At 39.4% G+C, this 23,930-nt stretch carries 29 protein-coding genes, 1 other RNA gene and 1 riboswitch; of the genes, 5 read left to right on the top strand and 25 right to left on the bottom strand.

Annotation, left to right across the window (positions count from 1 at the left end):
* Positions 1 to 49: 49 nt before the first annotated feature.
* From ACGLYD_RS03530 to ACGLYD_RS03515, 4 genes are all read right to left on the bottom strand, one after another.
* Positions 50 to 760: a DUF421 domain-containing protein gene (locus ACGLYD_RS03530; RefSeq protein WP_338653124.1), complete on the bottom strand. Its 711-nt coding sequence runs from the start codon at positions 758 to 760 to the stop codon at positions 50 to 52.
* A gap of 142 nt (positions 761 to 902) precedes the next feature.
* The gene (locus ACGLYD_RS03525) at positions 903 to 2,816 is read right to left on the bottom strand and encodes a fructose-specific PTS transporter subunit EIIC (protein ID WP_354313785.1); all 1,914 of its coding nucleotides are present in this window, start codon (positions 2,814 to 2,816) and stop codon (positions 903 to 905) included.
* Positions 2,816 to 3,745 carry a 1-phosphofructokinase gene (gene pfkB, locus ACGLYD_RS03520; protein ID WP_067207036.1) on the bottom strand — a complete coding sequence of 310 codons (930 nt, stop codon included), beginning with the start codon at positions 3,743 to 3,745 and terminating at the stop codon, positions 2,816 to 2,818. The genes ACGLYD_RS03525 and pfkB overlap by 1 nt, the downstream gene beginning before the upstream one ends.
* Entirely contained in the window at positions 3,742 to 4,494 is a 753-nt protein-coding gene (locus ACGLYD_RS03515; RefSeq protein WP_067213873.1) for a DeoR/GlpR family DNA-binding transcription regulator, read from the bottom strand. The genes pfkB and ACGLYD_RS03515 overlap by 4 nt, the downstream gene beginning before the upstream one ends.
* A 133-nt stretch (positions 4,495 to 4,627) precedes the next feature.
* Here ACGLYD_RS03515 and ACGLYD_RS03510 point away from each other — a divergent pair, with 133 nt between their 5' ends.
* Positions 4,628 to 4,894, top strand: a complete 267-nt coding sequence (locus tag ACGLYD_RS03510) for a phosphocarrier protein HPr (RefSeq protein WP_399631392.1) — start codon at positions 4,628 to 4,630, stop codon at positions 4,892 to 4,894.
* Between the two features lie 349 nt (positions 4,895 to 5,243).
* On the opposite strand, the gene ACGLYD_RS03505 is transcribed toward ACGLYD_RS03510, so the two are convergent.
* The 3 genes from ACGLYD_RS03505 to metA all read right to left on the bottom strand — a co-directional run bounded on the left by ACGLYD_RS03505 (position 5,244) and on the right by metA (position 8,192).
* The gene (locus tag ACGLYD_RS03505) at positions 5,244 to 5,501 is read right to left on the bottom strand and encodes a PepSY domain-containing protein (protein ID WP_399631389.1); all 258 of its coding nucleotides are present in this window, start codon (positions 5,499 to 5,501) and stop codon (positions 5,244 to 5,246) included.
* 180 nt (positions 5,502 to 5,681) lie between these two features.
* On the bottom strand, positions 5,682 to 6,440 hold the full coding sequence (locus tag ACGLYD_RS03500) for a hypothetical protein (protein ID WP_399631387.1): 759 nt from the start codon (positions 6,438 to 6,440) through the stop codon (positions 5,682 to 5,684).
* 843 nt (positions 6,441 to 7,283) lie between these two features.
* Positions 7,284 to 8,192, bottom strand: coding sequence for a homoserine O-succinyltransferase (gene metA / locus ACGLYD_RS03495; RefSeq protein ID WP_338653129.1), 909 nt, complete (start codon positions 8,190 to 8,192; stop codon positions 7,284 to 7,286).
* Between the two features lie 102 nt (positions 8,193 to 8,294).
* Positions 8,295 to 8,401, bottom strand: a riboswitch (SAM riboswitch).
* A 183-nt stretch (positions 8,402 to 8,584) separates the two neighbouring features.
* Here metA and ACGLYD_RS03490 point away from each other — a divergent pair.
* Positions 8,585 to 8,764, top strand: coding sequence for a hypothetical protein (locus ACGLYD_RS03490; protein WP_067207021.1), 180 nt, complete (start codon positions 8,585 to 8,587; stop codon positions 8,762 to 8,764).
* A gap of 69 nt (positions 8,765 to 8,833) precedes the next feature.
* Here the strand turns inward: ACGLYD_RS03490 and ACGLYD_RS03485 are convergent, their stop codons facing one another.
* The 17 genes from ACGLYD_RS03485 to ACGLYD_RS03405 form a co-directional block, all read right to left on the bottom strand.
* Positions 8,834 to 9,289 (bottom strand): SgcJ/EcaC family oxidoreductase, encoded by a 456-nt coding sequence (locus tag ACGLYD_RS03485; protein WP_338653130.1) that lies wholly within the window; start codon positions 9,287 to 9,289, stop codon positions 8,834 to 8,836.
* 26 nt (positions 9,290 to 9,315) lie between these two features.
* On the bottom strand, positions 9,316 to 10,113 hold the full coding sequence (locus tag ACGLYD_RS03480) for a protein phosphatase 2C domain-containing protein (RefSeq protein ID WP_338653132.1): 798 nt from the start codon (positions 10,111 to 10,113) through the stop codon (positions 9,316 to 9,318).
* On the bottom strand, positions 10,110 to 10,865 hold the full coding sequence (locus ACGLYD_RS03475; protein ID WP_399631383.1) for an NUDIX hydrolase: 756 nt from the start codon (positions 10,863 to 10,865) through the stop codon (positions 10,110 to 10,112). The genes ACGLYD_RS03480 and ACGLYD_RS03475 overlap by 4 nt, the downstream gene beginning before the upstream one ends.
* 29 nt (positions 10,866 to 10,894) lie before the next feature.
* Positions 10,895 to 11,260: a hypothetical protein gene (locus ACGLYD_RS03470; protein ID WP_338653135.1), complete on the bottom strand. Its 366-nt coding sequence runs from the start codon at positions 11,258 to 11,260 to the stop codon at positions 10,895 to 10,897.
* 91 nt (positions 11,261 to 11,351) lie between these two features.
* A complete protein-coding gene (locus tag ACGLYD_RS03465) occupies positions 11,352 to 12,002 on the bottom strand; it encodes an SIMPL domain-containing protein (RefSeq protein ID WP_067207009.1) in 651 nt (216 codons plus the stop codon).
* 141 nt (positions 12,003 to 12,143) lie between these two features.
* Positions 12,144 to 12,965: a DUF2785 domain-containing protein gene (locus ACGLYD_RS03460; RefSeq protein ID WP_399631379.1), complete on the bottom strand. Its 822-nt coding sequence runs from the start codon at positions 12,963 to 12,965 to the stop codon at positions 12,144 to 12,146.
* Between the two features lie 52 nt (positions 12,966 to 13,017).
* Positions 13,018 to 13,470 (bottom strand): ASCH domain-containing protein, encoded by a 453-nt coding sequence (locus tag ACGLYD_RS03455; RefSeq protein WP_067207005.1) that lies wholly within the window; start codon positions 13,468 to 13,470, stop codon positions 13,018 to 13,020.
* A gap of 84 nt (positions 13,471 to 13,554) precedes the next feature.
* Complete coding sequence (gene dnaN, locus ACGLYD_RS03450) at positions 13,555 to 14,685, bottom strand: DNA polymerase III subunit beta (protein WP_399631376.1); 1,131 nt, start codon at positions 14,683 to 14,685, stop codon at positions 13,555 to 13,557.
* Positions 14,686 to 14,695: 10 nt separating this feature from the next.
* Entirely contained in the window at positions 14,696 to 15,274 is a 579-nt protein-coding gene (locus ACGLYD_RS03445; protein ID WP_399631373.1) for a nucleotidyltransferase family protein, read from the bottom strand.
* 135 nt (positions 15,275 to 15,409) lie between these two features.
* Positions 15,410 to 15,703 (bottom strand): DUF2087 domain-containing protein, encoded by a 294-nt coding sequence (locus tag ACGLYD_RS03440; protein WP_255428616.1) that lies wholly within the window; start codon positions 15,701 to 15,703, stop codon positions 15,410 to 15,412.
* Between the two features lie 559 nt (positions 15,704 to 16,262).
* Entirely contained in the window at positions 16,263 to 16,742 is a 480-nt protein-coding gene (locus ACGLYD_RS03435) for a tetratricopeptide repeat protein (protein ID WP_399631371.1), read from the bottom strand.
* An 81-nt stretch (positions 16,743 to 16,823) separates the two neighbouring features.
* On the bottom strand, positions 16,824 to 17,354 hold the full coding sequence (locus ACGLYD_RS03430) for a GNAT family N-acetyltransferase (protein WP_399631368.1): 531 nt from the start codon (positions 17,352 to 17,354) through the stop codon (positions 16,824 to 16,826).
* A gap of 53 nt (positions 17,355 to 17,407) precedes the next feature.
* The gene (locus tag ACGLYD_RS03425; protein WP_399631366.1) at positions 17,408 to 17,947 is read right to left on the bottom strand and encodes a short-chain dehydrogenase; all 540 of its coding nucleotides are present in this window, start codon (positions 17,945 to 17,947) and stop codon (positions 17,408 to 17,410) included.
* Positions 17,948 to 17,951: 4 nt separating this feature from the next.
* Positions 17,952 to 18,521, bottom strand: coding sequence for an NUDIX hydrolase (locus tag ACGLYD_RS03420; protein WP_399631363.1), 570 nt, complete (start codon positions 18,519 to 18,521; stop codon positions 17,952 to 17,954).
* Between the two features lie 145 nt (positions 18,522 to 18,666).
* Positions 18,667 to 19,113: a GNAT family N-acetyltransferase gene (locus ACGLYD_RS03415; RefSeq protein ID WP_067206984.1), complete on the bottom strand. Its 447-nt coding sequence runs from the start codon at positions 19,111 to 19,113 to the stop codon at positions 18,667 to 18,669.
* A 128-nt stretch (positions 19,114 to 19,241) separates the two neighbouring features.
* Positions 19,242 to 20,114: a YitT family protein gene (locus ACGLYD_RS03410; protein WP_067206981.1), complete on the bottom strand. Its 873-nt coding sequence runs from the start codon at positions 20,112 to 20,114 to the stop codon at positions 19,242 to 19,244.
* A 78-nt stretch (positions 20,115 to 20,192) separates the two neighbouring features.
* Positions 20,193 to 20,672, bottom strand: a complete 480-nt coding sequence (locus tag ACGLYD_RS03405) for a metal-dependent hydrolase (protein ID WP_067206979.1) — start codon at positions 20,670 to 20,672, stop codon at positions 20,193 to 20,195.
* Between the two features lie 479 nt (positions 20,673 to 21,151).
* Between ACGLYD_RS03405 and ssrS the strand changes: the two genes are divergently transcribed.
* The 3 genes from ssrS (at position 21,152) to ACGLYD_RS03390 (ending at position 23,122) form a co-directional block, all read left to right on the top strand.
* A non-coding RNA gene (gene ssrS / locus ACGLYD_RS03400) (6S RNA) lies at positions 21,152 to 21,343 on the top strand.
* A 74-nt stretch (positions 21,344 to 21,417) separates the two neighbouring features.
* Positions 21,418 to 21,975 (top strand): SLOG family protein, encoded by a 558-nt coding sequence (locus ACGLYD_RS03395; RefSeq protein ID WP_067213872.1) that lies wholly within the window; start codon positions 21,418 to 21,420, stop codon positions 21,973 to 21,975.
* Between the two features lie 421 nt (positions 21,976 to 22,396).
* Positions 22,397 to 23,122 carry a glycerophosphodiester phosphodiesterase gene (locus ACGLYD_RS03390; protein WP_399631360.1) on the top strand — a complete coding sequence of 242 codons (726 nt, stop codon included), beginning with the start codon at positions 22,397 to 22,399 and terminating at the stop codon, positions 23,120 to 23,122.
* Positions 23,123 to 23,198: 76 nt separating this feature from the next.
* Here ACGLYD_RS03390 and ACGLYD_RS03385 read toward each other — a convergent pair whose 3' ends face one another.
* Positions 23,199 to 23,903, bottom strand: coding sequence for a gamma-glutamyl-gamma-aminobutyrate hydrolase family protein (locus ACGLYD_RS03385; protein WP_399631358.1), 705 nt, complete (start codon positions 23,901 to 23,903; stop codon positions 23,199 to 23,201).
* Positions 23,904 to 23,930: the final 27 nt, after the last annotated feature.

Raw genomic sequence — 23,930 nt, 5'->3', positions numbered from 1 at the left:
CCATTGAAAAGCGTTGCGAAAAGTTCTATCCTTTTCGCAACGCTTTTCCTTATTTTCCATCTTCGGACTTCATATCTACGTGAAGACTTCCATCTGTTTGAACCTCGGCATAAAATACATGTTCTACATTGCCAATACCCTGTTTTTTCAATTGCTCGTACAACCATTCTTGCGTCAAATTTAGCTCCGTTAAATTCTTAGGTGTAATTTTCCCTTCCGCTATTACTTCAGTCGGTATATATTTAGGCACCTGTGCAGGAGCATTTACATCTTTTTTCGTTGCGGCCTCTTGCCCTGCTTTTTTTAAGACACTTAACTGTCCATTTGTTTCAAGTATCGCATAATGAACATCTTTAATTGAAAAAATACTTTGTTCACGCAGCATCATACTTAAGTCATTTAGATGGAGACGCAACTTCTTCAAGGAAGCTTCAACTATTTTCCCTTCATATACAACGATAGTAGGCTGATCATCAAGAATTATCCGTGCCTTTTTAGATTTAAATGCAATGTAGCTCATGAGCATCGTCAGGAATGTCCACCAAATCATTGCTATGAGTCCATCCAAAAGTGGAGTTTTGGATACTCCCGCGATTTCTCCCGCTATGGAGCCTATCGTAATACCGGTTACGTAATGGAAAAACGTCAGTTGAGAAATTTGTTTTTTCCCCATAAATCGTGCAAGTATAAGGAGGACAAAAAATGTAACCGTCACCCTCATAATCATTTCCCAAAAGTCCACTTCAAAAAAGTCATCCAAAGTTCACACCTCCGCTTTACAGAGAGTGTTCCACTGTTGCGCATTGCCTATACATGTAAATGACTAGGCGTTTACTTGTAAAAAAAAGAGAGCTCCGCCTATAGCCATCTGCGAATGACTTTTTGGACAGCTCTCTCTATTTTTATATCGCCTGTATTTTGTTCTTCTTCAATATTCCCGCAAGTAAACCTGTAACCATGGCCCCAGCGACTATCGCCAATGCATATAGCAATACTTTTCCAATACCACCATCGACAAGCCCCATAACGAAGACGCCACCATGCGGTGCACGTAACCCAATATCAAATAGCATTGTAAGCCCACCAGTCAATGCAGCTCCAGCTACCGATGCTGGAATAACACGTGCCGGGTCTGCCGCCGCAAACGGAATGACACCCTCCGTTATAAAACAAGCCCCAAGGACATAAGCCGTTTTCCCCGCTTCACGCTCTTGTTTTGTAAATCGTTTTTTGAACAATGTCGTGGCAATTGCCATGCCTAGTGGCGGTACCATCCCCGCTGCCATAACCGTCGCAATGAATCCGAAGTTCTGTGCATCGAGCATCGCAATACCGAATGTGTATGCGGCTTTATTAATCGGCCCACCCATGTCAATTGCCATCATCGCACCTAATAATATACCGACTAGTACCTGGTTTGTTCCACCAAGCCCTTCTAAAAATACTGACATACCCGTATATAATTTAGTCAAAGGAGGATTGATCATCATCATAATGAGTCCAGTAATCGCAATACCGAACACTGGATAGAACAACACCGGTTTTAATCCTTCAAGTGCATCGGGTAATGCCGCAAATGCTTTTTTAACAAGAACTGTTACATACCCTGCTAGGAAACCGGCAATGATTCCGCCTAGAAATCCAGAGCCCCCGCTGACACCGTCAACACCTGTAACCGTAATCGCGATTAACCCACCGACCATACCTGGAGCAAATCCGGGGCGGTCCGCGATACTCGACGCGATGAATCCTGCTAATACAGGAACCATCAAGAAGAATGCATTTCCACCGCCTATTGTATTTAGCATTGCTGCGAATGCATTGTAATCTGCACTATTCGGATCACTTGAATTTATACCCCAGAAGAACGATAACGCAATTAAAATTCCGCCACCAACAACAAACGGTAGCATATTGGACACACCATTCATTAAATGTTTATAAAAACCGTTTTTGGTTTCGGAAGTGTCACTATCCTCTTTAGACTTATCATGTTTGTAGATTGGTGCGTCTTTAATGATTGCACGATTCAACAATTCTTCCGTTTCATAGATTGCCTTGCCGACTTTCGTCTGTATGACCGGCTTACCGCTAAACCGAGCCATTTCAACTTTGGTATCTGCGGCAACAATAATGGCATCCGCTTCCGCAATATCCGCGTCTGTCAAACGGTTTTTCACGCCAGACGAACCGTTCGTTTCCACTTTCAATGAAATGCCCATTTCTTTCGCTTTGTCAGTTAGTTTTTGTGCCGCCATGTAGGTATGCGCTATTCCCGTTGGACACGCAGTAACAGCAAGTATTTTCGATGTAGGTGAAAGTGATGATTTTGATTCATCTATCTCTTCAGGTCCTTCCAACTCGATTTCCTTGTCATTGACCGCTTGTAGAATTTCATTTTTTGACGTAGCATTTAGAATTTTTTCTCTAAAGTTTGAATCCATCAAAAATGTAGCTAGTCTTGATAGCGCTTCCAAATGGTCGTTATTTGCTCCTTCGCTCGCAGCAATCATGAAAAACAGATGAGCCGGCTGGCCGTCCAGCGATGCGTAGTCGATACCTGGTAAAGAACGTCCAAATGCGATTCCCGGCACCTTAACAGCTGCTGATTTCGCATGTGGAATCGCAATTCCATCGCCGATTCCCGTCGTCCCTTGCTCTTCTCGGGCCAAAATATCTTGTGTAAATGCCCCTGTATTATTCAAATTTCCTGCACGATCGAACTGATTTATCAGTTCTGTCAATACATCCTGTTTAGATGTAGCTTTCACATCCAAAATAATTGTAGCTTCAGTTAATAATTGTGTGATTTTCATCATTTCACATCCCCCTTATCTAATGAACTAATCAATACTTGGTCCAGCAATGCTAGTACATCTTTTTTCTCACAAAGATCCACTCTAAAAGCTGTTGCACTTCCGCTTGCAACACCCGATCGGAATGCCTTAACTGGATCCCCCTCTTTCGTGAAGGATGCAAGAAACCCGGATACAAGTGAATCACCAGCCCCCACCGTATTCACAACTTTCCCTTTTGGCGCTTCCGCAAAAACAGCAACCTCTTTCGTAACGAGCAGTGCCCCTTCCCCCCCCATGGAAACGATGACATGTTCGACGCCTTTTTCAATAAGTTTCTTAGCGTAATGGTGTGCTTGCTGTTTGTTTTCTATTACCGTATCGAACAATTCACCAAGCTCCTGTTCGTTTGGTTTAATAAGAAATGGCTTCATGTCAATCAATCCTTTTAATGCAGGACCCGATGTATCAAGAACGAAATGTACGCCATTGTCATTGCAGATAGTTGCGATATCCTCGAAAAAAGTTTTCGCTATTGATTCAGGAAGACGGCCTGCAAGAACGAACCAATCACCTTTTTCCATGTTCTGCACTTTCGCCATCAATTGCTGTTGCTGTTCTAGTGTTATATCAGGACCAGGACCATTTAACTCTGTTTCTTTATCGGCTTTGATTTTCACATTGATGCGCGTAATTTCTTCAGTTTGGATAAAGTCCGTATGAACCCCTTCTGACTGTAGAGATTGTTGAATATAGTCACCTGTGAACCCACCTACAAAACCTAAAGCGATGTTGCTAACTTCTAATCGGCTTAACACACGTGACACGTTTATTCCCTTTCCCCCGGGATAGTAATATACATCTTTAGAACGGTTCAGTTTACCGCTCCTGAATTCGGGTAAATAGGTAGTATAATCAAGCGAGGGTGTGATTGTGCACGTATAAATCATGATTTCCCCACCTTTACTGTTGTTTTTTGCTCCAATAAGTTGATAGCTTGTTTTTCGAAATCACTTACTATCAATACGGCTTTATCGAGTGGCATAATAGTAGCAAAACTTACTTTGTTATATTTTGAATGATCCGTCACGACATATGTTTTTCTCGAGAGTGTAGAAGCAAGCCTTTTAACAGCGGCTTCTTCTGGATCTGGCGTTGTATAGCCGATTTCCAAATGGAATCCGTTGACGCCAAGAAAGCATTTGTCAAACTGATAGTCGCCAAGCGTCTGGATTGTTTGAGGTCCCACAAGGGCACGTGTGCGGGATTTTATATAGCCACCCGTCAAATAAGTCGTTATTTCGTATTCCATCAATGAATCAACATGTGTCAATCCATTCGTCACAACGGTCACTTTTTTATTCTTTAAATAAGGAATCATCTGCAAAGTGGTAGTCCCTGCATCAAGAAAAATACAATCCCCATCTTGGACAAAAGAAGCGGCATAAGTAGCAAGCTGAATCTTCTCTTGAAGGTTTTTGGATGCTTTATCCGAAATACTAAGTTCTTTTGTGATTCGCTCGCTTATTGTAGCGCCTCCATGGATACGATCCAATTTATTTAAGTCTTCGAGATCGTTCAAATCCCTGCGAATTGTTGACTCTGACGCGGATGTCGCATCGACTAACTCTTGAATTTTAACTGTCTTTTTCTCAGTCAATAAATTCAAAATCAATTCATATCGTTCATTTGTCAACATATGAACACCACCTCTAATTAGCTGTAAACTCATATTACTTGAAATCCCTTTCATAATCAATCATAATCTTCCATAGTCAGTCACCAACTTTTATAATACAGTAATTGATACTAACAATTAGGAGGAATACACATTGATAGAAAAACAATACACCATTTTAGGTACTGCTGGTTTACATGCCCGTCCAACATCCGCTCTCGTTAGTGCGGTCAGTTCTTTCAAATCGGATATTACACTGGAATACGTCGGTAAAAAAGTAAATCTGAAATCCATTTTAGGTGTTATGTCACTTGGAGTAGCTTCAGGCACTACCATTACAATTGCGGCGGATGGTGAAGATGAAGCGGATGCAATTGCAAAAGTCGATGCAATTATGGAATCCGAAGACCTTGGAAAGTAATAACAATCTCGAGTTGTGATAGTAGCAAAAGGGTTTCTAATCTGTTTCATGGACTAAATCGCAAACGCATGCCCAGCCCAAACAAGTAGGAGGGATGTAGTTCAATCCCTCCCGGTGGACCTATAGGTTAGAAGCGACAGAGGAAGGCAGCTTAGGATCACGATTTCCTTTTCAATAGTTGCATGACCCATGTCGTACAGTTCCAGGGGCTAGGCGCTGGAGTCTAGACGTAAAATCACTAAGTTACAACTTATCCACAGTACGAGATTTCATAATTTCCTAAACATCAAAAAAAGAAAAGCCGCGAATGGTATCAGTTACCATTCGTGGCTTTTCACATATAGTTTCATTAATCTAGTTTCACTCTGAGGACTGCACCTGTATTCGCATCAATTTTAACTTCATACTTATGACCTTCTGCCGTTCTTACGTCAATTTCATATACCAGCATTCCATCGTCGTAATCTAATTCCGCTTTTACGACCTGGCCTGGAACCCGCTCTAATGCAATGGCCATCGCCTGATTTATTGTAATCCTCCGGTATTGTGGGTTCTGATAATGTTCATGCCAATGTTGGTTTTGATTTTGTCGATTCCGATTCGTCACCCAATCTCCTCCAATTCGATTATCCCGTTGTCCTTAACATTCTATTCAAGGATGGCTAATATGTGCTGAATCCCTAAGCCCATAACTGAAAAGACAATTAAGCAGTTCCTAGGTATATGATTTGTACTTGAGGCTTGCTTAATTGTAATGATGTTTTCCATCATTAAATAGCCATACCTTTCAATCAACGTTCTCCTCTTTTTCTTCCTGCTTTTGGCTCAACATAAAACGTGCCGAAACTGGATCCGATCTGGTCAATAATTTGGATAGATACGAAGACGTCATGCTGTAACTACCTTCTATTTTCTCTGATAAAAAGTTGGTTCGCTCGTATAGGACTGAGCGTAGATAATCCAGTTGCCTTATCACTTTCCCTAGCAATCCTTCTTGGTTGTCCAGCCTGCTGATCACGTCTTTTTGTATATCTTCTTGTTTCAATAGTTGCTCTGACAACAACTTTTGATAATCTAATTGTTCATTCATTTTGACTACAATTTCCTCATTTGCAGAAGTCAGCATTTCTATACTATTGACAATTTCTTCATTTGACTGGCTGACCTCATTCACTTTCCCGATGAATTCTCGATTCATTATTCGCTCATGTATCAACGTACGTTGTAACATTTCGTTTTTAGTTTCTACTTTTTTTAAAGACTTCATAACATCTTTTCCAAACTTTTCATGTCGGAAATCACTTTCCTTGATTTCATTCAAACGATTATGGATTGATTTCAATTGATTGGATTGTGTGTTTTTCTGTTGCTTTAGTAAGGTTTCCATGATATTGAACTGTTCACCAACCGAATGAGACGCTTCCCTATGTTCCTTCATCCATTCCGCTATCGGATCTATTTTATAGTGTTCTTGGTTCCTCCCTAAAACGTCTGCATTATTTTTAAAAACATCCGGGTGCCCATTTTTGTTAATAAACAACCCCATCTCACTTACCCCCTCGTCGTATTAGCTTATGCAATTCACGACAAAAGGGTCATTGAGTCACGTCTGATGATTAACCACTTTCTTTAAAAAAGCACCTATACGCCAGGAATCTAGAGTTTTTTGCAAAATAGTAAGCAGTCATTTTCTGGTTTGGTTAATTGCAGACCTGTTGATTAACCAAAACTAACCAGTGAATAACATAATTACCTTCCGGGCGCTACTTGTATAGTTGCATTTTTGGATTGCTTCGGATTGAATGACTTCTATATCAATAAGCGGGATGTCTGGATGCAAAAGTACTTGTAGTGCTTATGCTTTTTTTGATAAAAGAATAGCTGACATCCAAGTCGGAGAAAAGCCGCCAAAGATGCAATTTTGGCGGCTGAAGCTTTCTATATGGTTTTTTCTTTTTTTAGTAAAGAAGTGGCACTTGCTATAAGGTATCACATGATTAGATGTATAATCTTTGCTAAAAGTAAGAAAGGATCGCATTGTACATCGTCCAAGAGTGCCCGAAATTGCATCTTCGGGCACTTACACCCTTCATAGAATGTCATCTATTCTATTCTTCCAAAACAACTGCATTTTCCACTTGAATAGTGTAGGAACGCGACAGGCAACTATTCGCAATAGTATTACTAAAAAGAGTGTGGCTAGAAGTGACGGAGTCACTTCTAGCCACACTCGGACCCCTCAGTAAATCTGTCATGAATAGTTAGTCGAAAGCGGGCCGAAAATAATGCAGTGAAAATGAAGGTCATCAAGCCCTACTCACCAGTGTTTTATGCAAATAAATGGTTAATCTACAGACGTGGTTTAATTGATACATTTGTCATTAACTAGTTATTCCCATTCATAAGGTGTTTCTTGATACACATAATAATTTAGCCAGTTGGAGAAGAGTAGATGCGTATGGGAACGCCATGTATTCAACGGCTCTTTGCTTGGATCATCATTCGGAAAATAATTTTCCGGGATATCAATACCAACTCCTTTTTGCAAATCACGTGCATATTCCTCCGCCAACGTATCCGCATCGTATTCCAAATGACCTGTGATCATAATATGTTTGTTATCTTTAGAAATGACGATGAATGCCCCTGCTTCCTCTGATTTGGCAAGCAAGTGTAGACGGGGATCATTTTTTATTTCCTCTGTTGAAACGGATGTATAACGTGAATGTGGCGCTTTAAATTCGTCATTAAAGCCACGTGCAAGGTTAATCGTTGGGTCGGATAGTCGATGCGTAAAAACGCCTGAGCATTTTTTCGGCAATTCAAATTTCCGGATTCCATAATGATGATAGAGTGCTGCTTGGGCACCCCAACAAATATGTAAAACAGAGGTTACATTTTCTTTTGACCATTCCATAATCTCCGTTATTTCTTTCCAGTAATTAACGTCTTCAAATTCTAAATGCTCAATCGGGGCACCCGTAATAATCAGTCCATCGAAACGACGATGTTTCACATGTTCAAATGTTGTATAAAATGCGTTTAAATGCGTTTTACTAACGTTTTTAGAATCATGAGTTGCTGTGTTCAAAAATGTAACATTTACTTGTAGTGGTGTATTCCCTAATAGACGTAGCAGTTGCAACTCTGTTCTTTCTTTTTCAGGCATTAAGTTTAAAATGGCGATGTTCATAGGACGTATATCTTGGGACGTTGCGCGTTCTTCATCCATCACAAATATTTTTTCCTTCTTCAATAGTTCTCCTGCTGGTAATTGTTTCGGTACATTAATCGGCATGTGTCGTCTCTCCCTTTTCACTTTGGTTTGAATCAAATGATTCAATATAAAAAACCCTCTTTTCTATAAGACAAGAAAAGAGGGTTTAATTTGGGCACTCTGTTCTTATCTCTCAAGAAAAAATCTTGTTGGAGGTAGCACCTTCCTGACTAAGTCAGAGGTTGCTGAAGCTTCACAGGGCCATATCCCTCAGCTTCTCTTGATAAGAATATTCAATTATTTACTATTATACTATTAAAACTACTATTGTAAACCGTCTTTTTTGACGATAATAATCAAAACAAACATTTTTATTTTAATTTCCACATTAATTCAGCATGAAAACTGCTGAATAATATTTCTTTAGAAAGCCATATTAACGTGGCACTGAAAAAATGAAAGGAGTTGTTACTATGGGAAGAGATGACAATAAAACTGGCGGAAATAATGCACGGTCTTTACCACAAACGCCGAAAAACCAAAAAATAAAACCGGGCGACATGAATGAAGAAATAGCCCGCGAGTTTGCTGAACTCCGTTCCCTGAAACCAAAACGCGAACGAATGAACTCAAATGAAAAGAAGAGAAAATGATTACCTTTGTCATGAACAGTAACTAAAACACTCCCCGCACTGGTATTATCTTGGTGCGGGGCACTTTTTTCAGCCTACATCAGATACTCGCTTCAATTCTTTGGTCATCCGCTCGACCAAGTCAGATCTTCCGTGAAATTGGGCCGGTGTATTTTGGAAAAGTTTTATTTTCCATCCATCCTTTTCTTTTACTGCAATCAGTGTTTGATGAGCATTCAAATTTGGGTCAAGTTCTGTTCCGCCCGGAGGTATCATCCCGACGATTGCACGCAACATCGCAACTTCAGCACTCAGAAAGTACACATCTTTAACGACATTGATAAATGGAGGTGTTGGATGATCTGCAAATATCGGTTCTAAATGTGCAAAAATAGTATTTCGCCCAATTTCTTGACTTCCGTCAAATCCAATCAATTCGCCTTGCTCTGTAAATTGATCAGCCATGCTCTTAGCATCGCGATTATTCCATGCAAGAATTAAGTTATAATAAAGGGTTTTGATTTCAATTAATTCAGATGCTTCCATATCTAATTCCTCCCGTCATTTTTCCTTCATCCGAGATAATCGCTCGGGATGCTACCTTCCTTTTCTACTTCCACATTCCATGCGATAATTGTCGTACTGTCTCGTACATTTTGTCTTTCGATTTCCATCAATAACTGCGAAATCCCTTTATCAAGTTCTTTTTCATTCAGCACGGCAACGAGATCTGACGGATCCAAAAAAGGTTCCCCCGGGCATTCCACTAAACCATCAGTCGTCAAAAAAATAAGATTGTTCCCTTTTCTCATTTCCCTTGTCCCTGACGTGTAGCATGGTACTGCTTGCTCAAACGTATTCACTTGACCAATCCATTCAAAGAATTGCCTTTGGTTAAGTTGAAACTGATTTAGGGCAATTAATTCCGAATGGAACAGATATACTAAACAATCTCCAACCGAAAACCACCAAACGTAATTAGCTTTCCTGACAACGATAAGACAAGCCGTTTCTCCCATGGCACATCTGCATTCATTCAAAAATTGTTCAGATTGAAAAATTTCAAGTAACTTCATTTCCAAACGTTTAAATCGTGGAGGACCTTTCATATCTAAAATCTCTACCAATTTTTCTTTATGCTGCCCGAGTGTTTGTACAACAAGTTCCGCACTTTCAGCACTTTTATGTGCATCCAAAATAGCCGCTAATTCCCAATCCTCATTTTGCCAAATAACGCAGCCATCTTCATTCTTGGTTTGTCCCGCTGAAGAATTACCTCCAAATCTACCAACCGCTACACGATTAATCCATCGTACATCTCGTTCATCGACAAAGTCCTTTTCACTTCCAACCCAAGTAAGATTATTCATGAGCGCTCAATCAATCTATACGGTCTCACTTCATAACTTTCATAAACAATCGTATCGCTATTTCGAGCATCATCCACACTAGATGCAAATTGCGGGCGTTTTATCCAGTCTCCTACTTGCTCTTTATCAAAGTCAACAAATTGTACGTCAATCGTTTCAGGAGGTTGTGCAGCTGGTACGCCTGACATCGCTCTTCCACGAAAAACCATACAGATGACGCCTAACGTGATATCTTGATAAACTCCTGTCATATCACCAATTTCTGCGTGGATACCTGTTTCTTCTAGTACTTCCCGTTTAACCGCCTCTTTCAAGGTTTCACCAAGCTCAAGTCGCCCACCCGGCATTTCATATGTATCATTTCGGTGATTGTTCCGTACAAGTAATACATGTCCTTCCTCATTGACAATGTAGCCATTTACAACAATAATTTGTCTAGATTGTCCATAATTCCCCGTCGAAGTGAAAAAGTCTTCATTTGATGAAATAAATAATGGAGCTAATGATTTCCGATAATTTTGCGCTTCAGCATGCATTTCCGATGCCCGAATGCTAGCGTCCACTGTCTCATAATGAGCCCTATTATCGTATGCCCACATTGCCATTATCTCCGTCCGTTCTTCATTGACCCACCGTCCAACCAGCTGCGCTCCATGCGTCAGCTGATTCGGAAGCAAATAGGTGTGGAAAAAGTGGGTAAACGTTTCGTACATCGCTGGTTCAACCTTGTACGTTTTTCTGCGATACAACATTCAATTATTCCCCCCGTACAAATTAATTTTCAGCGAGCCCTTTTTAATAACCAAAATAGGCCAAGTGTAAAAACAGCAACTAGTGTTAAAGTAAATTTGAGGTCAATGATTGGTTTGAACTTCACCTTCTCCGCATCTATCTCGTAAACACCCAAAGGTCTGACGGAGATATGTCCCCCGCCCCCTTCTCCTTGGGCACCTAAAGAGTTTCCTGTTTCACTAGAATAGCCGCCTCCCCCGCCAACAATATAATTAATCTTTGCTACCGGAAGGACTTTTTTGTTTTCAAAATTAATCGGTTCACCATAAATCAACGATGCGTCTTGTTGCCGTGAAAACTTGTCAAATATCCGCGCAATAGGTGATAGGTAATTAGAAGATTTTTTAATTCCCATGTTTTCCCCACTCCCTTAATTTTTAGTTGTGATTCGGTTAGCTGTCGTTTTTTCAACGTAAAATAGTATCCATCTATTTTACGCTGATATTTCAATACCGAAATTGCACTTTAACCGTGGCGTTAATCGAAATCTGCCCCTGTTCAATCGGTGTGGAGCTAGTCATTTCTCTCGCAGCAAATGTTCGATATGCGATGGGTTCTGCTCTTAATTCTTCAACAATTTTAATTGGATGTGGATCAAGTTGCAGTTGCATTGTCTCAGCAATTGTTTGCGCCTTGGCTAATGCGTTTTTAAGTGCAAGGCTCAATGCTTTTTGATAGTCCAATTGTTCATTTTCAACCTTGAACTGGATATTTGATACCCTGTTTGCCCCGTTTTGGACCGCCACGTCTATTATATTTCCAACTTGATCAATATCTGTAATTTTTACTGTAATCGCATTCGTAACTTCATATCCTCTAAATACTTGTTCGCCTTCGATATAGTTGTATTGGGGAACTATAGTGTACGAAATCGTTTGTATATTCTCCCTGTCAATCCCCATTTTCAATAACGAATCGATGACTTGATTCATCTCATAAGCATTTTCCTTTTGTGCATGGTTCAGTTGTTTGTTTTCAGTACTGACTTCCAACTGGATTTGAGCAATATCCGGTGCTAGTTTAAGACTCCCAATTCCTGTAACAGTCATAACCCGCGGTTGTCGGCAGGTCATTTGTTGGGCATAAGGATAATACATATGTCTCCACCTTTCCTGAGCATCATTACGCTACCTTAGATAGTATGCTGATTGTCTCGAAAAGATATTTACATTAGCACTTAACGTAAAACTGGACAACAGATTACTCGAGTACCACTGCAGTATCTGAAGACTATTTGACTAATTTAGATACATCCACATCCACTTTTCGAGTACTTTAAAAACGTCGCTGTTCACTTTCTTGCCGATTCCCTTCGAACTCAAAATTACAAAGACTGTTTTCCAAAAGTTCTTTACCGTTCTTTGTACGTGATAGGCGTCAAGTGATCCTTTATTTTCAAGCATTTCAGTTTCTACCAGTCCGGCCAGTTCTTCAATCCATACTTGTATAACCTGCTCAGCATCTTGATGCTTTATTAATGAAGCTAGTATTATAGCTAAGCGTTCTTCCTCTTCATCCAAATAATCAACTTGCCTTAACAAGGAATATTGAACTGCATGAAGAATTCGACTGATATCCTCTTTTTTCAGTAGAGGATGTTTTGCCAATGCATCCAATGCATCTGCGCCATGTGCGATGGCATGCGCCCATCCATTCCCCTGGATAAAACCTCGAGTGTCTTTTTCTTCCCTCATATAGCGTATAACTTTGTTCACTGTATACTGAACAAGATCTGGATTTACTATTTGTTTCTCAATGTCATATTCAATAACTGCAGCAATGACGAGTGCAGAAAAAGAACGTGTAAATACTGAATCAGTTCCAGACTCGCCAATCCCGTAAAATAGATAGTCTTCCTGTAATACCGTCTCAAGTAGATTCTGAATTTCTTCTGAATTTAATTGATTGGAAGCTATTACTTTTCCAAAACTTCGATAGATTAACTCGTCACGCAAAAAACCATCTGGATTTCCAATTTGCGTCAACATCTCTTGCCTAACTTCCTTCGATAGCTCTAGTATCTTATCTCCTAAATAACTTTCTAAAGTTGTTGCTAACATCACTATTCCCCCTAAACGATCATTTATCGTTGCCTTGTGTAAGGCAATTTGTCTATCCTAAGTTATTATCTTTTACATCAATTAGCGTAAATCGTTCGCAAACAAGGAGCATGTCCTCAGTGAACTCAAGTCCAACTTCTCGTAATTCACTCGTAAAGAATCTCACATGAGCCAATTTCCAATCTTCATATGACCCTTCCCCTTCAGCAAGCGCAAACTCTTCCGATACTTCATTCATCGGTACAAGCGATACTGCAATGGTCTTAATGATTGCCACTGGTTTTTCGTCGCTATTTAAAATAATGCTGTACTCATCTATTCTGGGTAATGGCTCGTTCTCCAGTTCATAAATTACATGACCTGAACATGTCGCTGTCTTTTCCCCATCAATTACAAGCTGTGCAAGCTCATCTGGCAAACTTCCAAACATCCATGCGTTGACAGAAGTAGGTTTCTCTTCGTTCTTCCAAAATTCGTCCCAATAAGTTTGTGCTGCTAAATTCATCTTGAAATCCCCTTTCGCTACTAAAAATTATAAATCTCCTATATGCCCAAGCTCTCCTCCCTAGATCGAGAGAACTTATTCATTTCAATAAGACCGTACTGGTGAAATTAGATGGAGGCAAGTGGAATCATTTTGCGGTTGAATGACAATCGGTTTCATCAAGCCATCAAAACGTATCGTGACATTTTCTTCTGGTATCCTTTTTAGTGCGTCAAGTACAAAACGACCATCAAATGACATTTGGATATCGTTCTGTCCTTCGATATGTATAATTTTTTGAAGCTCTTCAATCATCCCGACTTCTGTAGAATTGGAAGATATTTTGATAGTAGCATCATCCACAATCTCCAATTGGATGTTATTGTGTTTCCATTCAGTCGAAAATACACAAGCCCGATCCATTCCTTCTATTAATACTTGAGTATTCATGGTTATCAATGCCTTTGATTCAGTTGGCACCAAAGATCCAGTGTTAGGATAGACACCCTCAATTAACCTTGAATAAAGTGAACTCATAGCGGTCCCAAACACAATGAAATTATTCGTATAAGAAATCTCTACGATTGACGAATCCGCCTCTTTAAGACGCGTCAGTTCTGACAAACTTGTACTCGGAACTACAAATGATTCTGTTGTTTTAGATTCTATAGTCACTTCTCTACGTGCTAATCTATGTGAATCTGTTGCTGTACAAACGAGTTTGTTTTCTTCAAACTCCATCTTCACTCCAGTTAGTACCGGTTTAGCCTCACTTTTTGAAACCGCAAATGCAGTTTGCTTTATAGCCTCCGTTAATTTCCCAAACGGTATTTCAATTTTAGTATTGCGATCCATCTCCGGAAGTTTTGGATAGTCATTCGCATTGAATCCATTTAGTTTTGTTTCAATATCCCCCGATTTTATCGTGATTGAATCATTGCGTCCTAATTTAATACAAATATCATTGGGGAGTTTTTTCACAATTCCGTTCAAATATTTCGATAAAACAACTACACTTCCAAATTCTTTGATATCCACGACCTTTTCTCCACTTTTTAGTAAAGGGATAGTTCTTTCAATAAAAATATCCGAATTGCTACCCGTAAGCTTAAGACCATACTCGTTGGCTTCTATTTTTATTCCAGAGAGTATTGGAATAACGCTTTTTGATGAAATAATTTTATTTATATCAGAAACTGCAGTCGTAAATGAAGCGTAGCTTACTGTAAATTCCATAAAAGCCCTCCTAGTCACTGTCCAAACTTATAATCTCAAGCTTGTTCCATACAACTTGCCAATTCTTTTTCTTAATCCTTTCTTCATAAATCTTCATCCGTTCTTTCTTATCACAAAAATAAGGGGTCGGTTTTACTCTCAAATTTACAACATCTTCTATACCATGAGTCGCTGTTAATATGACATTGTTTCCTTCATCCAATTTCACCCCCAAAGCTGTTGCCGTTTCAGGAAACCTTGAGATCGCATCAACAGACGAAGTATAGGGGATGACATTATTTACACTATGCATTCTTGCCTGATTTTTGACCGACCAAGGGATAGCTGGTAGAAGTCTTTTCAACACTTCCTCGTATTCCTTTTCCACACTTTTCCCACTATTTGTTCGATCATAATAGATGACATCAATATCTGGAATCGTCGTCCTTACATTGAAACCGTGCTGCACATCCCAAATTTTAGATCGAACAAATCCGGCGCAGATCCACCAATCAGGCAAATTCAATGATTTGGCGCATTTCAATAGGTCCATCATCCACTTATCCTCTTGAATTAAAACAACAATTTCTCTTTCAGTTGTAATGACCATAAACTACTCCTCTTTCATTCACACTGCTCACATACTCGTACAAAAAAACTGGATTAAATCTTCATGCTCACCAAAAACCTTTTCAATGAATAAATTTACATCTTCCGTCTTACATTTCTATGTATCTGCATATGATTAGACTTCAATCCAATACTCCTTGCCATCAACACTTCGAGTCATGAAACGATAATCTATCAGAAATCTTCTTACCGTGGCAAAATCAGGATAAATCGTCGCCAATAGGTCATTTATTTCTTTTTCCAAATACATTCTATCTACTTCAAATTGCTTAATTATTTCTTGGGCAATAATGTACTTCCTTTTTTCTTTACTCGGAAATACGTCAAGTGGTCCTTGCAAACCTTGTTTGAAGTAATTTCCCAATACTTTTTCTCTTTCCACATCAGTGATTGTAAATCGTTCACCCAATTTAATCATTCCTTAATATATATGTTGAACAAATGAATACGGCTTATGCGCTTTAAAAGGGCTTTTGGGAGGCCACTGAAAAAGTCCCAATACTTAGAACTAATTAGATTTCCCGCCAATACCGCTTCGACGCTTTGTGGATTCCTCCCGCGACTAAGCCAGAAAGAAGATCAGGGAGGGAATGAACTGCATCCCTCCTTCAGTCTTATCGCTCCGGCTAGCACGAAGTCGCGCCTTCGCTAGGTGGTCTATGTGAGAAAGAGCTTTTCATTAGCTGTGATGAAATCTGCAACCTGGAGTTCGTCTTTCTTGGATATAATTGGTATCAACTAGTAATCATATTAAAGTCTTGGCATATACATCTCAAAATCACATTTCTCTCGATAATGAACAACCTAGCGTAGGCGCGGCGAAAGGCATCCCCAAAGCGCCAAGTGTTCTACAATCCACACCCCGAATTACAAGTCTCTCATTCATTGAGCGGCACAGTAGATTCAATGGGATTCTTTAATTCAACATATATAGATATTATTTTCATCCTCTTTTTATAGCAGTCTACCTACCAAGTTTTGTCGAGTTTATCAGCATAGAACTCAATTGCTCTCTTATATGATAAGATTTCACTATCATTTGTCGTGTAAGCTAGACTGGTCAGTAAAATCTCTATGGCTTCACGATGTTCACCAACATTGTACAATGTCATTGCGTAGAACGTTTTCACAGCATTATTTTCCGGAAAGCGTTCAATTCCTTTTTCCAAAACTGTTTTCGATTTGTTATACTTGCCTAATGCTCGATATGAACTACCTAATCCTATAAATGCGCCTATTGCATTTGTATCATCTAGGCCTAATTGGATGGCTTTTTCGTAATAAGGTACAGCATCTGCTTCTAACCCAAGAACATCGAAACTCCATGCATATTGATAATTAACTAGTGCATCTTCTGGGCATTCCAATACTAATTTTGAGAGTAAGACATTTGACTTCTCAAATTCCCCTTCACTTCTTAACTGAATTGCTTCTTCTAACTTCACCATTATACTTCTCCTGTCTCCTGAAATAATTAAAAAGATGTTTGCAAAAAATGAATAATCCCAATAAATGACCGAACTAATCTGTTACTTCGTTTTTCCCCTGTAATTAGCTATATCATCCCATCCATATGCAACTTCACTCAACTTCTTTCCTGCAATTTCGATTTCTTCAGTGTCAACCTTCTTTCCACCTAACATTTCATAGAAGCGGCAAGCCGGGTTCTCTTCTATCGCCCATATAAGCATCGAGTTCAAATTCTTATTTTTTAAATCATCCACAACAGACTGAACGAGTAATCGACCAATTCCTTTTCCTTGGTATTCTCTCAAGATATAAATCGCATATAATTCCCCTGTAAATGCCTCGTATTTCCCGGTGCGCTCTTTTCCACCTGTAGAAAATCCGATAACTTGACCATTTTCATTTTCTGCTATGTATATGTTATTTTCTTTTATCCCTTTTTTCCAAATCAGCTCGCGTTGCTCGTAAGAAAGGTTATCTAAAAAAGGATCCGGCACAATTCCTTTATATGTCGTCCTCCAACTATCCACATGGACTTTTGCAATTCCTGTTACATCCTCTACCTCTGCTTTTCGGATTAATATCTCACTCACCCCTTTCAACGTTGTAACAGTACTGAAACAACAGGTCAACATTTTTCAAAAAATCATTTCGGACGTGCTTCATAGGGATGGATTTGACCTATTATCCCCATTTCTTCATCTGCCCCAATCTGTTTAATAACTCCGTTCGCAATTTCAGCATGTGTAAGCCAACGTGAGCCACTGTCTTCCATTACAAATCCTAAATAGACTCTCCGATAGTTGCACTTGCTTGGAATACGGATAGACTCATCTTCGAAATACCGCCGACTTCCCTTTACATGGAACAGACTAAACGGTGTGTCCCCTGGGTTCAACTCACAAATCCGCTCTAGTACACTGTAATTCGATGTCCAGCTAATAATTAGATCAAACGAGCCACGTTCCAGAATCGCTTTTTTAATTTCGTCATATACATCATCTGTATTATAATCAGCTATAAGTGGGAATATAGAATTTGGCGAACTTTCTACTTGAAATCGTTTAAACTTCGACAATGTACGCCCAATGACAGAAACAGAATAACCTTCACGTGCAAGATGAAGACAAACTTCGGCAAGCATACCCGTTCCGCCAATGATTAGAGTATGATTATTACTTTTCATACACTTACCTCTTTTCTGAAGTCAAGACAATTGATTTATTCAATATATTCTTGGCCAGGTAATAGGCACTTACTGAAAAAAGTTGTGTAATTTTTTGTTCTTGAATCATCTCTTCGATTAAATCAAAAGAAATGAGTTTCACCTCAATCTCCTCAGTTTCATCCAATTCCTGCTCACATTCTTTGAATGCATCCAAAATTAGAAAGGTAACAATCCTATTTGTTTGAGTAGCCGGATTTATCATAAACTCACCAAGTTTTATCGGTTTCGTCGTCGAAATAAAACCCGTCTCTTCTCGTAACTCCCTCAAAATCCCCTCCTCATGTGACTCTCCCTCTTCAATTTTCCCGGCAGGAATTTCTAAATAAAATCCTTGACCAGGATGACGGTATTGTTCTACGAATACGACCCGTTTATCTTCCGTTAATACAATGGCATTTACCCAATCTTCATACTCATGGACAAAATAATCATCAATGATTGCCCCGTTCGGAAGCTGACACATGTCTTTCCTCAAATTCCCAAAAGGAGTTTTAAAGTGATATTCTGACTTAATCGTTTTCCATTTCTCCACAGTAAATCCCTCAATTCTTCCGTGACATACCGGTGATATATTTCCCTATACAAACACTACGAAAGTTAACCAGGTGCAGAAATGATTCGGAATCATTTCTACACCTGGTATTGAATTTATTCCAGTAGACTGAGGGATACCTCAATTACAACTTCATCAAATGTGTCGTCTCAGAAGCAGTGTCATCCAGTTCAAATCCGTTTGCCCTATAAAAAGCATCTGCTTTTGAAGATTCTGTCCGCACTGTCACTTCTTTAAATGCATCGCGTGAATGGTCAACAATTTCTTTCAGTAAAAGAGATCCTACACCTTGCCGCCTAGCATCATCTAATACATAAAATCGCTGCAAACGTGCAACTTGTGTATCTTCGGAAAAAGGTGATTGGTTTACTCCACCTATCGCTACTACCTCACCCTCATCATTTTGAACAGCTAACAATGCTTCACCCGGTTTGTTGAACCTATTTGTTCCATCCTCATAATCATTGACTAGTCGTGTTAAAAATCGGTACCCTTCCGTTTCGCTTTCTTTCACTAAATGAGAGATATCAATTGCCTTTAAATCCTCAACTTGCTCCACTTTGTAAGTCATTTCTATTCCCCCTATCAATTGAATGATTGCAACATACAGTCTATTTCGACAAATGGGGTAGAAAAACCTTTATAATAAACAAAAATGACCTGTTGCGAATTATTCGCAACAGGTCATTTTCAACAATTTCATTTCATATTATCTTCATCAAATTGTGCTTTAGAAAAACCGCGGCCAAGTATCTCCGACGCATTCAAGAAGATGACAAATGAGGTTGGTTCTTGTGTTTGAAGTAATTTTTTAAAGTAGACAGCTTCCGATTGTTCAACGACACATAAAATCATTGTTTTTTCTTGATTGGAATACCCGCCTATTGTTTTAATCTTCGTTAATCCGCGATTAATATCATTTTTTATAATGGCTTGGACTTTCTCTTCTTTATCCGTAATAATGAGAACCAATTTGGTCGGCGACGTTTGCAACTGAACAAAGTCAATCACCTTACTCGTAACGTAAATTGCTATCATCGCGTAAAGAGCAAGTTCAAAGTTAAAGACAAATGCCGATGTGACTACAACTAATCCATCTACAAGCAACTGTGAAAAACCACTCGAAAGGCCCGTATATTTCTTAACCAATTGAGCGATTAAAGCAGTACCACCTGTCGAACCGTTAGCCCTGTATACAATACCGAGACCTACACCAAGCATAATCCCACCGTAAATCGCACTTAATAATGGGTTTTCTACTGCAAGCTTTATGTCCGTTGTGAGCCAGATGACAAACGGAACAAAAAATGTCCCAACTAACGTTTTCATACTGAATTCCTTGCCGACAAGCAAGACCCCAAGTATTAGTAGTGGAATATTAATGAGCCATTGAACGTAAGCTGGATTGAATTGGAAGAGTTCATATAATATTGTACTAATCCCTGAAACGCCACCTGCTGCTAGCCTGGACGGTAAAAGGAAAATATTGAAGGCTAGACCAACGAGTGCAGCCCCAAAGATGATCTGTATATATTCAAATAAGACCGTTTTTCTAAATTTTTGTATTGCCATTTTTTTCTCCCTCTCTTTTACCCTTTCCATTCTAACAAAAAACGAGCTAGAACATCATTTTTTTTAAACCAACTTCAATTATAGATAATAACTGAATGCTTCATAGCCAAAATAGAATGATAAAAGCGATAGAAGACTGAACACGATGCTCTCTACCTTGCTTCCGGTTCTTGTTGTCAATGGAAAGCGAACTGTCATGCTAAGTGGGAAAAGCAGTTTGATTCCGTTTTTCGTCGCCATATCTAATATGTAATGACTCACCATCCCCGCTAAAAGTCCTGCCTTCACAGCCTCATTTGGAGTAAAGGCATTCATTAACGTCGCGATAATCACCAAGAACAATAAACTGTGTGTAAATGTACGATGACCGAATAGCATATTGATAAGTTTCGATAACAACTTAAATTTTCTTCCGATTTTACTACCACTGTGACAAATGTCAGGAAGTAACGCGCCAATTATCCCCGCTCCAAGCATTATAATCGGATCATGATTTGTAAATTGTGCATAAGCAAGACTTGCTGCAATGCCGCCTACGATGTGTGTTTTCCCTGTCATGCTTATTCTCCTTTTTCAGCTAAATTCATTTCTTAACTAGTTTGAACTCATCTTCATTAAAGCAAAAAGATTCGATATGTTTCAATTTCCAAATTTCCACCATTCTAATTCTCTTCTTGGCCACTAAAGCGTATGTATGAGTCCATTTGCGCAAAATAGTTACTGCTCCGTTTACATCGCTATTCATAAAGATATAAGTTCCAGCTCTATAGAGTTCTCGAACACTCGTCTTCCACTGAAAACGGGTTTTTCTCCTTTCAACCCTATCTTCATTATACCAAACGAACGTTCTTTTTAATATAGTTTCTACATATTTATTCCATAATAAAAACCAAGAATACACACAGCTAAAGTCACAAGTGTTTTTAGTTTGTTCATAAACGTTGTTGCAGTGCATGGATCAGAAATCATTCAAATATTTCTTAATGGATTCCAACAATTTCATTTGAAAATATCAAGCCGATGATGTACACTATATTTACAAGCTGCGTTGTGCGTATAAATATTAAGTTTTAACCCTTAAGCTGTAATCGGGAGTTTTACCTAGATACAGGAATGGCATACCCAGTTCTTTCGATAACTGGGGCATACAGGATTGTTTCTGCGAACACCCACTTTGAGAAGTGGTGGTTTAAAACTTTCTAAGACCATACGGCAAAGGCGGCTGTTATTTTAATAATTTAAATGAAACTGGTTTCCATTGGAAGCTGGTTTTTTTATTATACATTTGAAGGGGGCGGACATCATTCTCAAACGATTGGTGGTCACGGGTTATAAACCCCATGAACTCGGCATATTCGATGACAAGCATCCAGGCGTCCGTTTTATAAAAAAAGCATTAGAAAAACGACTAGTCGCCTTACTGGACGACGGGTTGGAATGGGTAATTATAAGCGGTCAACTAGGAATTGAAGCATGGGCAGCCGAGGTCGTAATTGATTTGAAAAAAGAATATACCGATTTGAAATATGCCGTTATTACTCCTTTTACAGATCAGGAGAAAAATTGGAACGATATGAAAAAGGAAAAGTATCATTCTCTCATCGCTAAAGCAGACTATCATACGAGTCTTACGAAGAGACCCTATGAAGCTCCGTGGCAATTTATCGAAAAAGATAAGTTCTTCATGCGCAATTCTGATGGAATACTCATTGTTTACGATGAGGAAAATGATGGCTCTCCAAAATTTGTTAAAAGGTCCGCGGAAAAACATGCGGAACGTTCCGATTATCAAGTTCTCACAATCAGCGCGGACGACTTGCAAGTAATTGCAGAAGAAGAACAAATGGATGAATGGCAATAAGGTTTCCGATTCCTTGACACTTCTTGTGCTACATGGTATGATAGTTCCGTTAACAATAAGGTAATGCTTAAGATTTGAATATCTGGCATTCTACGTACTGTTTTTGAGAATACTTATTCACACTGGCGCGACTAAAGGGTCGCAAGGACGTAAAAGTAGGCAGGGTTTATGTTGCTTAAGTTAGAAAGCACCCAGTGGAACAATGACCGCGGCTCTGAAAGCTTATCCTTTCTATGGAAATTATTCCCCGAATAATCGGGATGAAAAATTAAATTCAAAAGTATAGTGTTACCTGACAAAACAAAGGGATGTTCCTCAATCGAGGGCATCCCTTTTCCAATTTCATTTACTAATCGGGTTTATAATTGCGTTGCTGTTAAACACATATTACAATAGCATGAAAAGGATGGTGGTCCCAATAATGGATATTTACTCACATCGCGGTTCGTCCGGAACACATCCAGAAAATTCACTCGCCGCCTTCCATGAAGCTGCCAGGCTTCCTATTTACGGCGTAGAATTCGATGTTCATTTGACAAAAGACGGTGAACTGGTTGTCATTCATGACGAAACTATCGCTAGAACATCAGATGGCAAAGGTTTCGTGAAAGACATGACACTTGCGGAGTTAAGGTCATTTGATTTTGGCAGTTGGTTTTCTGATGAATTCCGAGGTGAACCTATACCGACGCTGTATGAAGTGCTCGATATTTTTTCCGAGACTTCTCACCATCTAAATATCGAACTAAAATCGGATATATTCCCTTACGAGGGAATGGTGGGGAAAGTTGTTGCAATGGTTCAGAAGATGAAACTCGATTCGCGTGTCGTTATTTCATCATTCGATCACGAAGCTGTTCGGGCAGTAAAAAAAATTGCACCACACATTGAAACTGCAGCTTTGTTCATGGAAGTACTAGTCGATCCGCTCGATTATATGCGTACTATCCCTGCTGATGCACTCCATATCTCATTACCATCCGCTGCTCGTCCATCTATGAGAAAAGTGGTAGAAACCGGAGTGGCTGTTCGTGTCTTCACTGTTAATGAAGTAAAGTATGCAGAAGCACTGAGGAAAATTGGTGTCACCGCCCTATTTACTGATTATCCAAAGAAAATGATGATTCATTTGAATAGAAAAAGCTGAACAAACCCAGCTTTTTCTATTCAATCATTTTTTCGTTTAAAGATTGATTACTATCACTAGACATTATTTAGTTCCCCTAGTTAGTACACTCACTAATGAATCTTTCAAATAACCGCAAGGAGACAGCATCCCCTGCTGCCGATAATGCTTCGGGATGCCATTGAACGCCTAATACGAATTGTTCATCCGTGCTTTCAATTGCCTCCACAATCCCATCGCTTGCTACAGCAGTAACTTTGAAATCAGACGGTACTTCCTTCAGCGATTGATGATGATACGAATTCACCTGAATGCGTTCACTCCCCGCAATCGATTCAAGCAAACTTCCTTTATCCAGTTGAACATAATGAGAACAGTGCGTGTTGGGTGCCTTTTGTATATGTTGAAGAATTGGACTGTCGTTTTGTTTATAAAGATCTTGATACAATGTTCCACCAACTGCGACATTCAGTACTTGAAGCCCTCTACAAATGCCAAGAATCGGTTTCCCTGTTTTGAGCATTCTGCGCGCAAGTTCAAGTTCGCTTGAATCCCTGCTTGGTGAGACTACTCCGAGATACTCATGCGGTTCTTCATTAAACAACATCGGATTGATATCATTTCCTCCAGATAATAAAAGGCCATCAAACATTTCGATCAGTTGCTCAACGTCTTGCTCCAACCCAACCGGAACAATCATCGGCAATCCACCCGCTCGGATAACTGCCTGTACATATGTGTTTTTTAATATATTTTCCCCATCTTGCTGAACATCTGTCGTTATACCAATAACTGGTTTCATCCACATATCCCCCTTATAACTAGTATA

Origin of the sequence: Sporosarcina sp. SG10008, from assembly GCF_044569405.1 — a bacterium.
Taxonomy (GTDB): domain Bacteria; phylum Bacillota; class Bacilli; order Bacillales_A; family Planococcaceae; genus Sporosarcina; species Sporosarcina psychrophila.
The sequence above is the reverse complement of the archived record's forward strand: the minus strand, read 5'-3'. Positions and strand labels throughout refer to the sequence as shown.

Coding starts and splice junctions, on each gene's coding strand:
- pfkB (WP_067207036.1), bottom strand. CDS start 3,745: ATGATTTATACGTGCACAATCACACCCTCGCTTGATTATACTACCTAT.
- ACGLYD_RS03455 (WP_067207005.1), bottom strand. CDS start 13,470: ATGAATTTAGCAGCACAAACTTATTGGGACGAATTTTGGAAGAACGAA.
- ACGLYD_RS03425 (WP_399631366.1), bottom strand. CDS start 17,947: ATGAAAAGTAATAATCATACTCTAATCATTGGCGGAACGGGTATGCTT.
- ACGLYD_RS03465 (WP_067207009.1), bottom strand. CDS start 12,002: ATGTATTATCCTTATGCCCAACAAATGACCTGCCGACAACCGCGGGTT.
- ACGLYD_RS03470 (WP_338653135.1), bottom strand. CDS start 11,260: ATGGGAATTAAAAAATCTTCTAATTACCTATCACCTATTGCGCGGATA.
- metA (WP_338653129.1), bottom strand. CDS start 8,192: ATGCCGATTAATGTACCGAAACAATTACCAGCAGGAGAACTATTGAAG.
- ACGLYD_RS03410 (WP_067206981.1), bottom strand. CDS start 20,114: ATGGCAATACAAAAATTTAGAAAAACGGTCTTATTTGAATATATACAG.
- ACGLYD_RS03500 (WP_399631387.1), bottom strand. CDS start 6,440: ATGGGGTTGTTTATTAACAAAAATGGGCACCCGGATGTTTTTAAAAAT.
- ACGLYD_RS03390 (WP_399631360.1), top strand. CDS start 22,397: ATGGATATTTACTCACATCGCGGTTCGTCCGGAACACATCCAGAAAAT.
- ACGLYD_RS03435 (WP_399631371.1), bottom strand. CDS start 16,742: ATGGTGAAGTTAGAAGAAGCAATTCAGTTAAGAAGTGAAGGGGAATTT.
- ACGLYD_RS03460 (WP_399631379.1), bottom strand. CDS start 12,965: ATGTTAGCAACAACTTTAGAAAGTTATTTAGGAGATAAGATACTAGAG.
- ACGLYD_RS03515 (WP_067213873.1), bottom strand. CDS start 4,494: ATGTTGACAAATGAACGATATGAATTGATTTTGAATTTATTGACTGAG.
- ACGLYD_RS03415 (WP_067206984.1), bottom strand. CDS start 19,113: ATGACTTACAAAGTGGAGCAAGTTGAGGATTTAAAGGCAATTGATATC.
- ACGLYD_RS03485 (WP_338653130.1), bottom strand. CDS start 9,289: ATGGAAGCATCTGAATTAATTGAAATCAAAACCCTTTATTATAACTTA.
- ACGLYD_RS03525 (WP_354313785.1), bottom strand. CDS start 2,816: ATGAAAATCACACAATTATTAACTGAAGCTACAATTATTTTGGATGTG.
- ACGLYD_RS03490 (WP_067207021.1), top strand. CDS start 8,585: ATGGGAAGAGATGACAATAAAACTGGCGGAAATAATGCACGGTCTTTA.
- ACGLYD_RS03405 (WP_067206979.1), bottom strand. CDS start 20,672: ATGACAGGGAAAACACACATCGTAGGCGGCATTGCAGCAAGTCTTGCT.
- ACGLYD_RS03480 (WP_338653132.1), bottom strand. CDS start 10,113: ATGAATAATCTTACTTGGGTTGGAAGTGAAAAGGACTTTGTCGATGAA.
- dnaN (WP_399631376.1), bottom strand. CDS start 14,685: ATGGAATTTACAGTAAGCTACGCTTCATTTACGACTGCAGTTTCTGAT.
- ACGLYD_RS03385 (WP_399631358.1), bottom strand. CDS start 23,903: ATGAAACCAGTTATTGGTATAACGACAGATGTTCAGCAAGATGGGGAA.
- ACGLYD_RS03445 (WP_399631373.1), bottom strand. CDS start 15,274: ATGGTCATTACAACTGAAAGAGAAATTGTTGTTTTAATTCAAGAGGAT.
- ACGLYD_RS03475 (WP_399631383.1), bottom strand. CDS start 10,865: ATGTTGTATCGCAGAAAAACGTACAAGGTTGAACCAGCGATGTACGAA.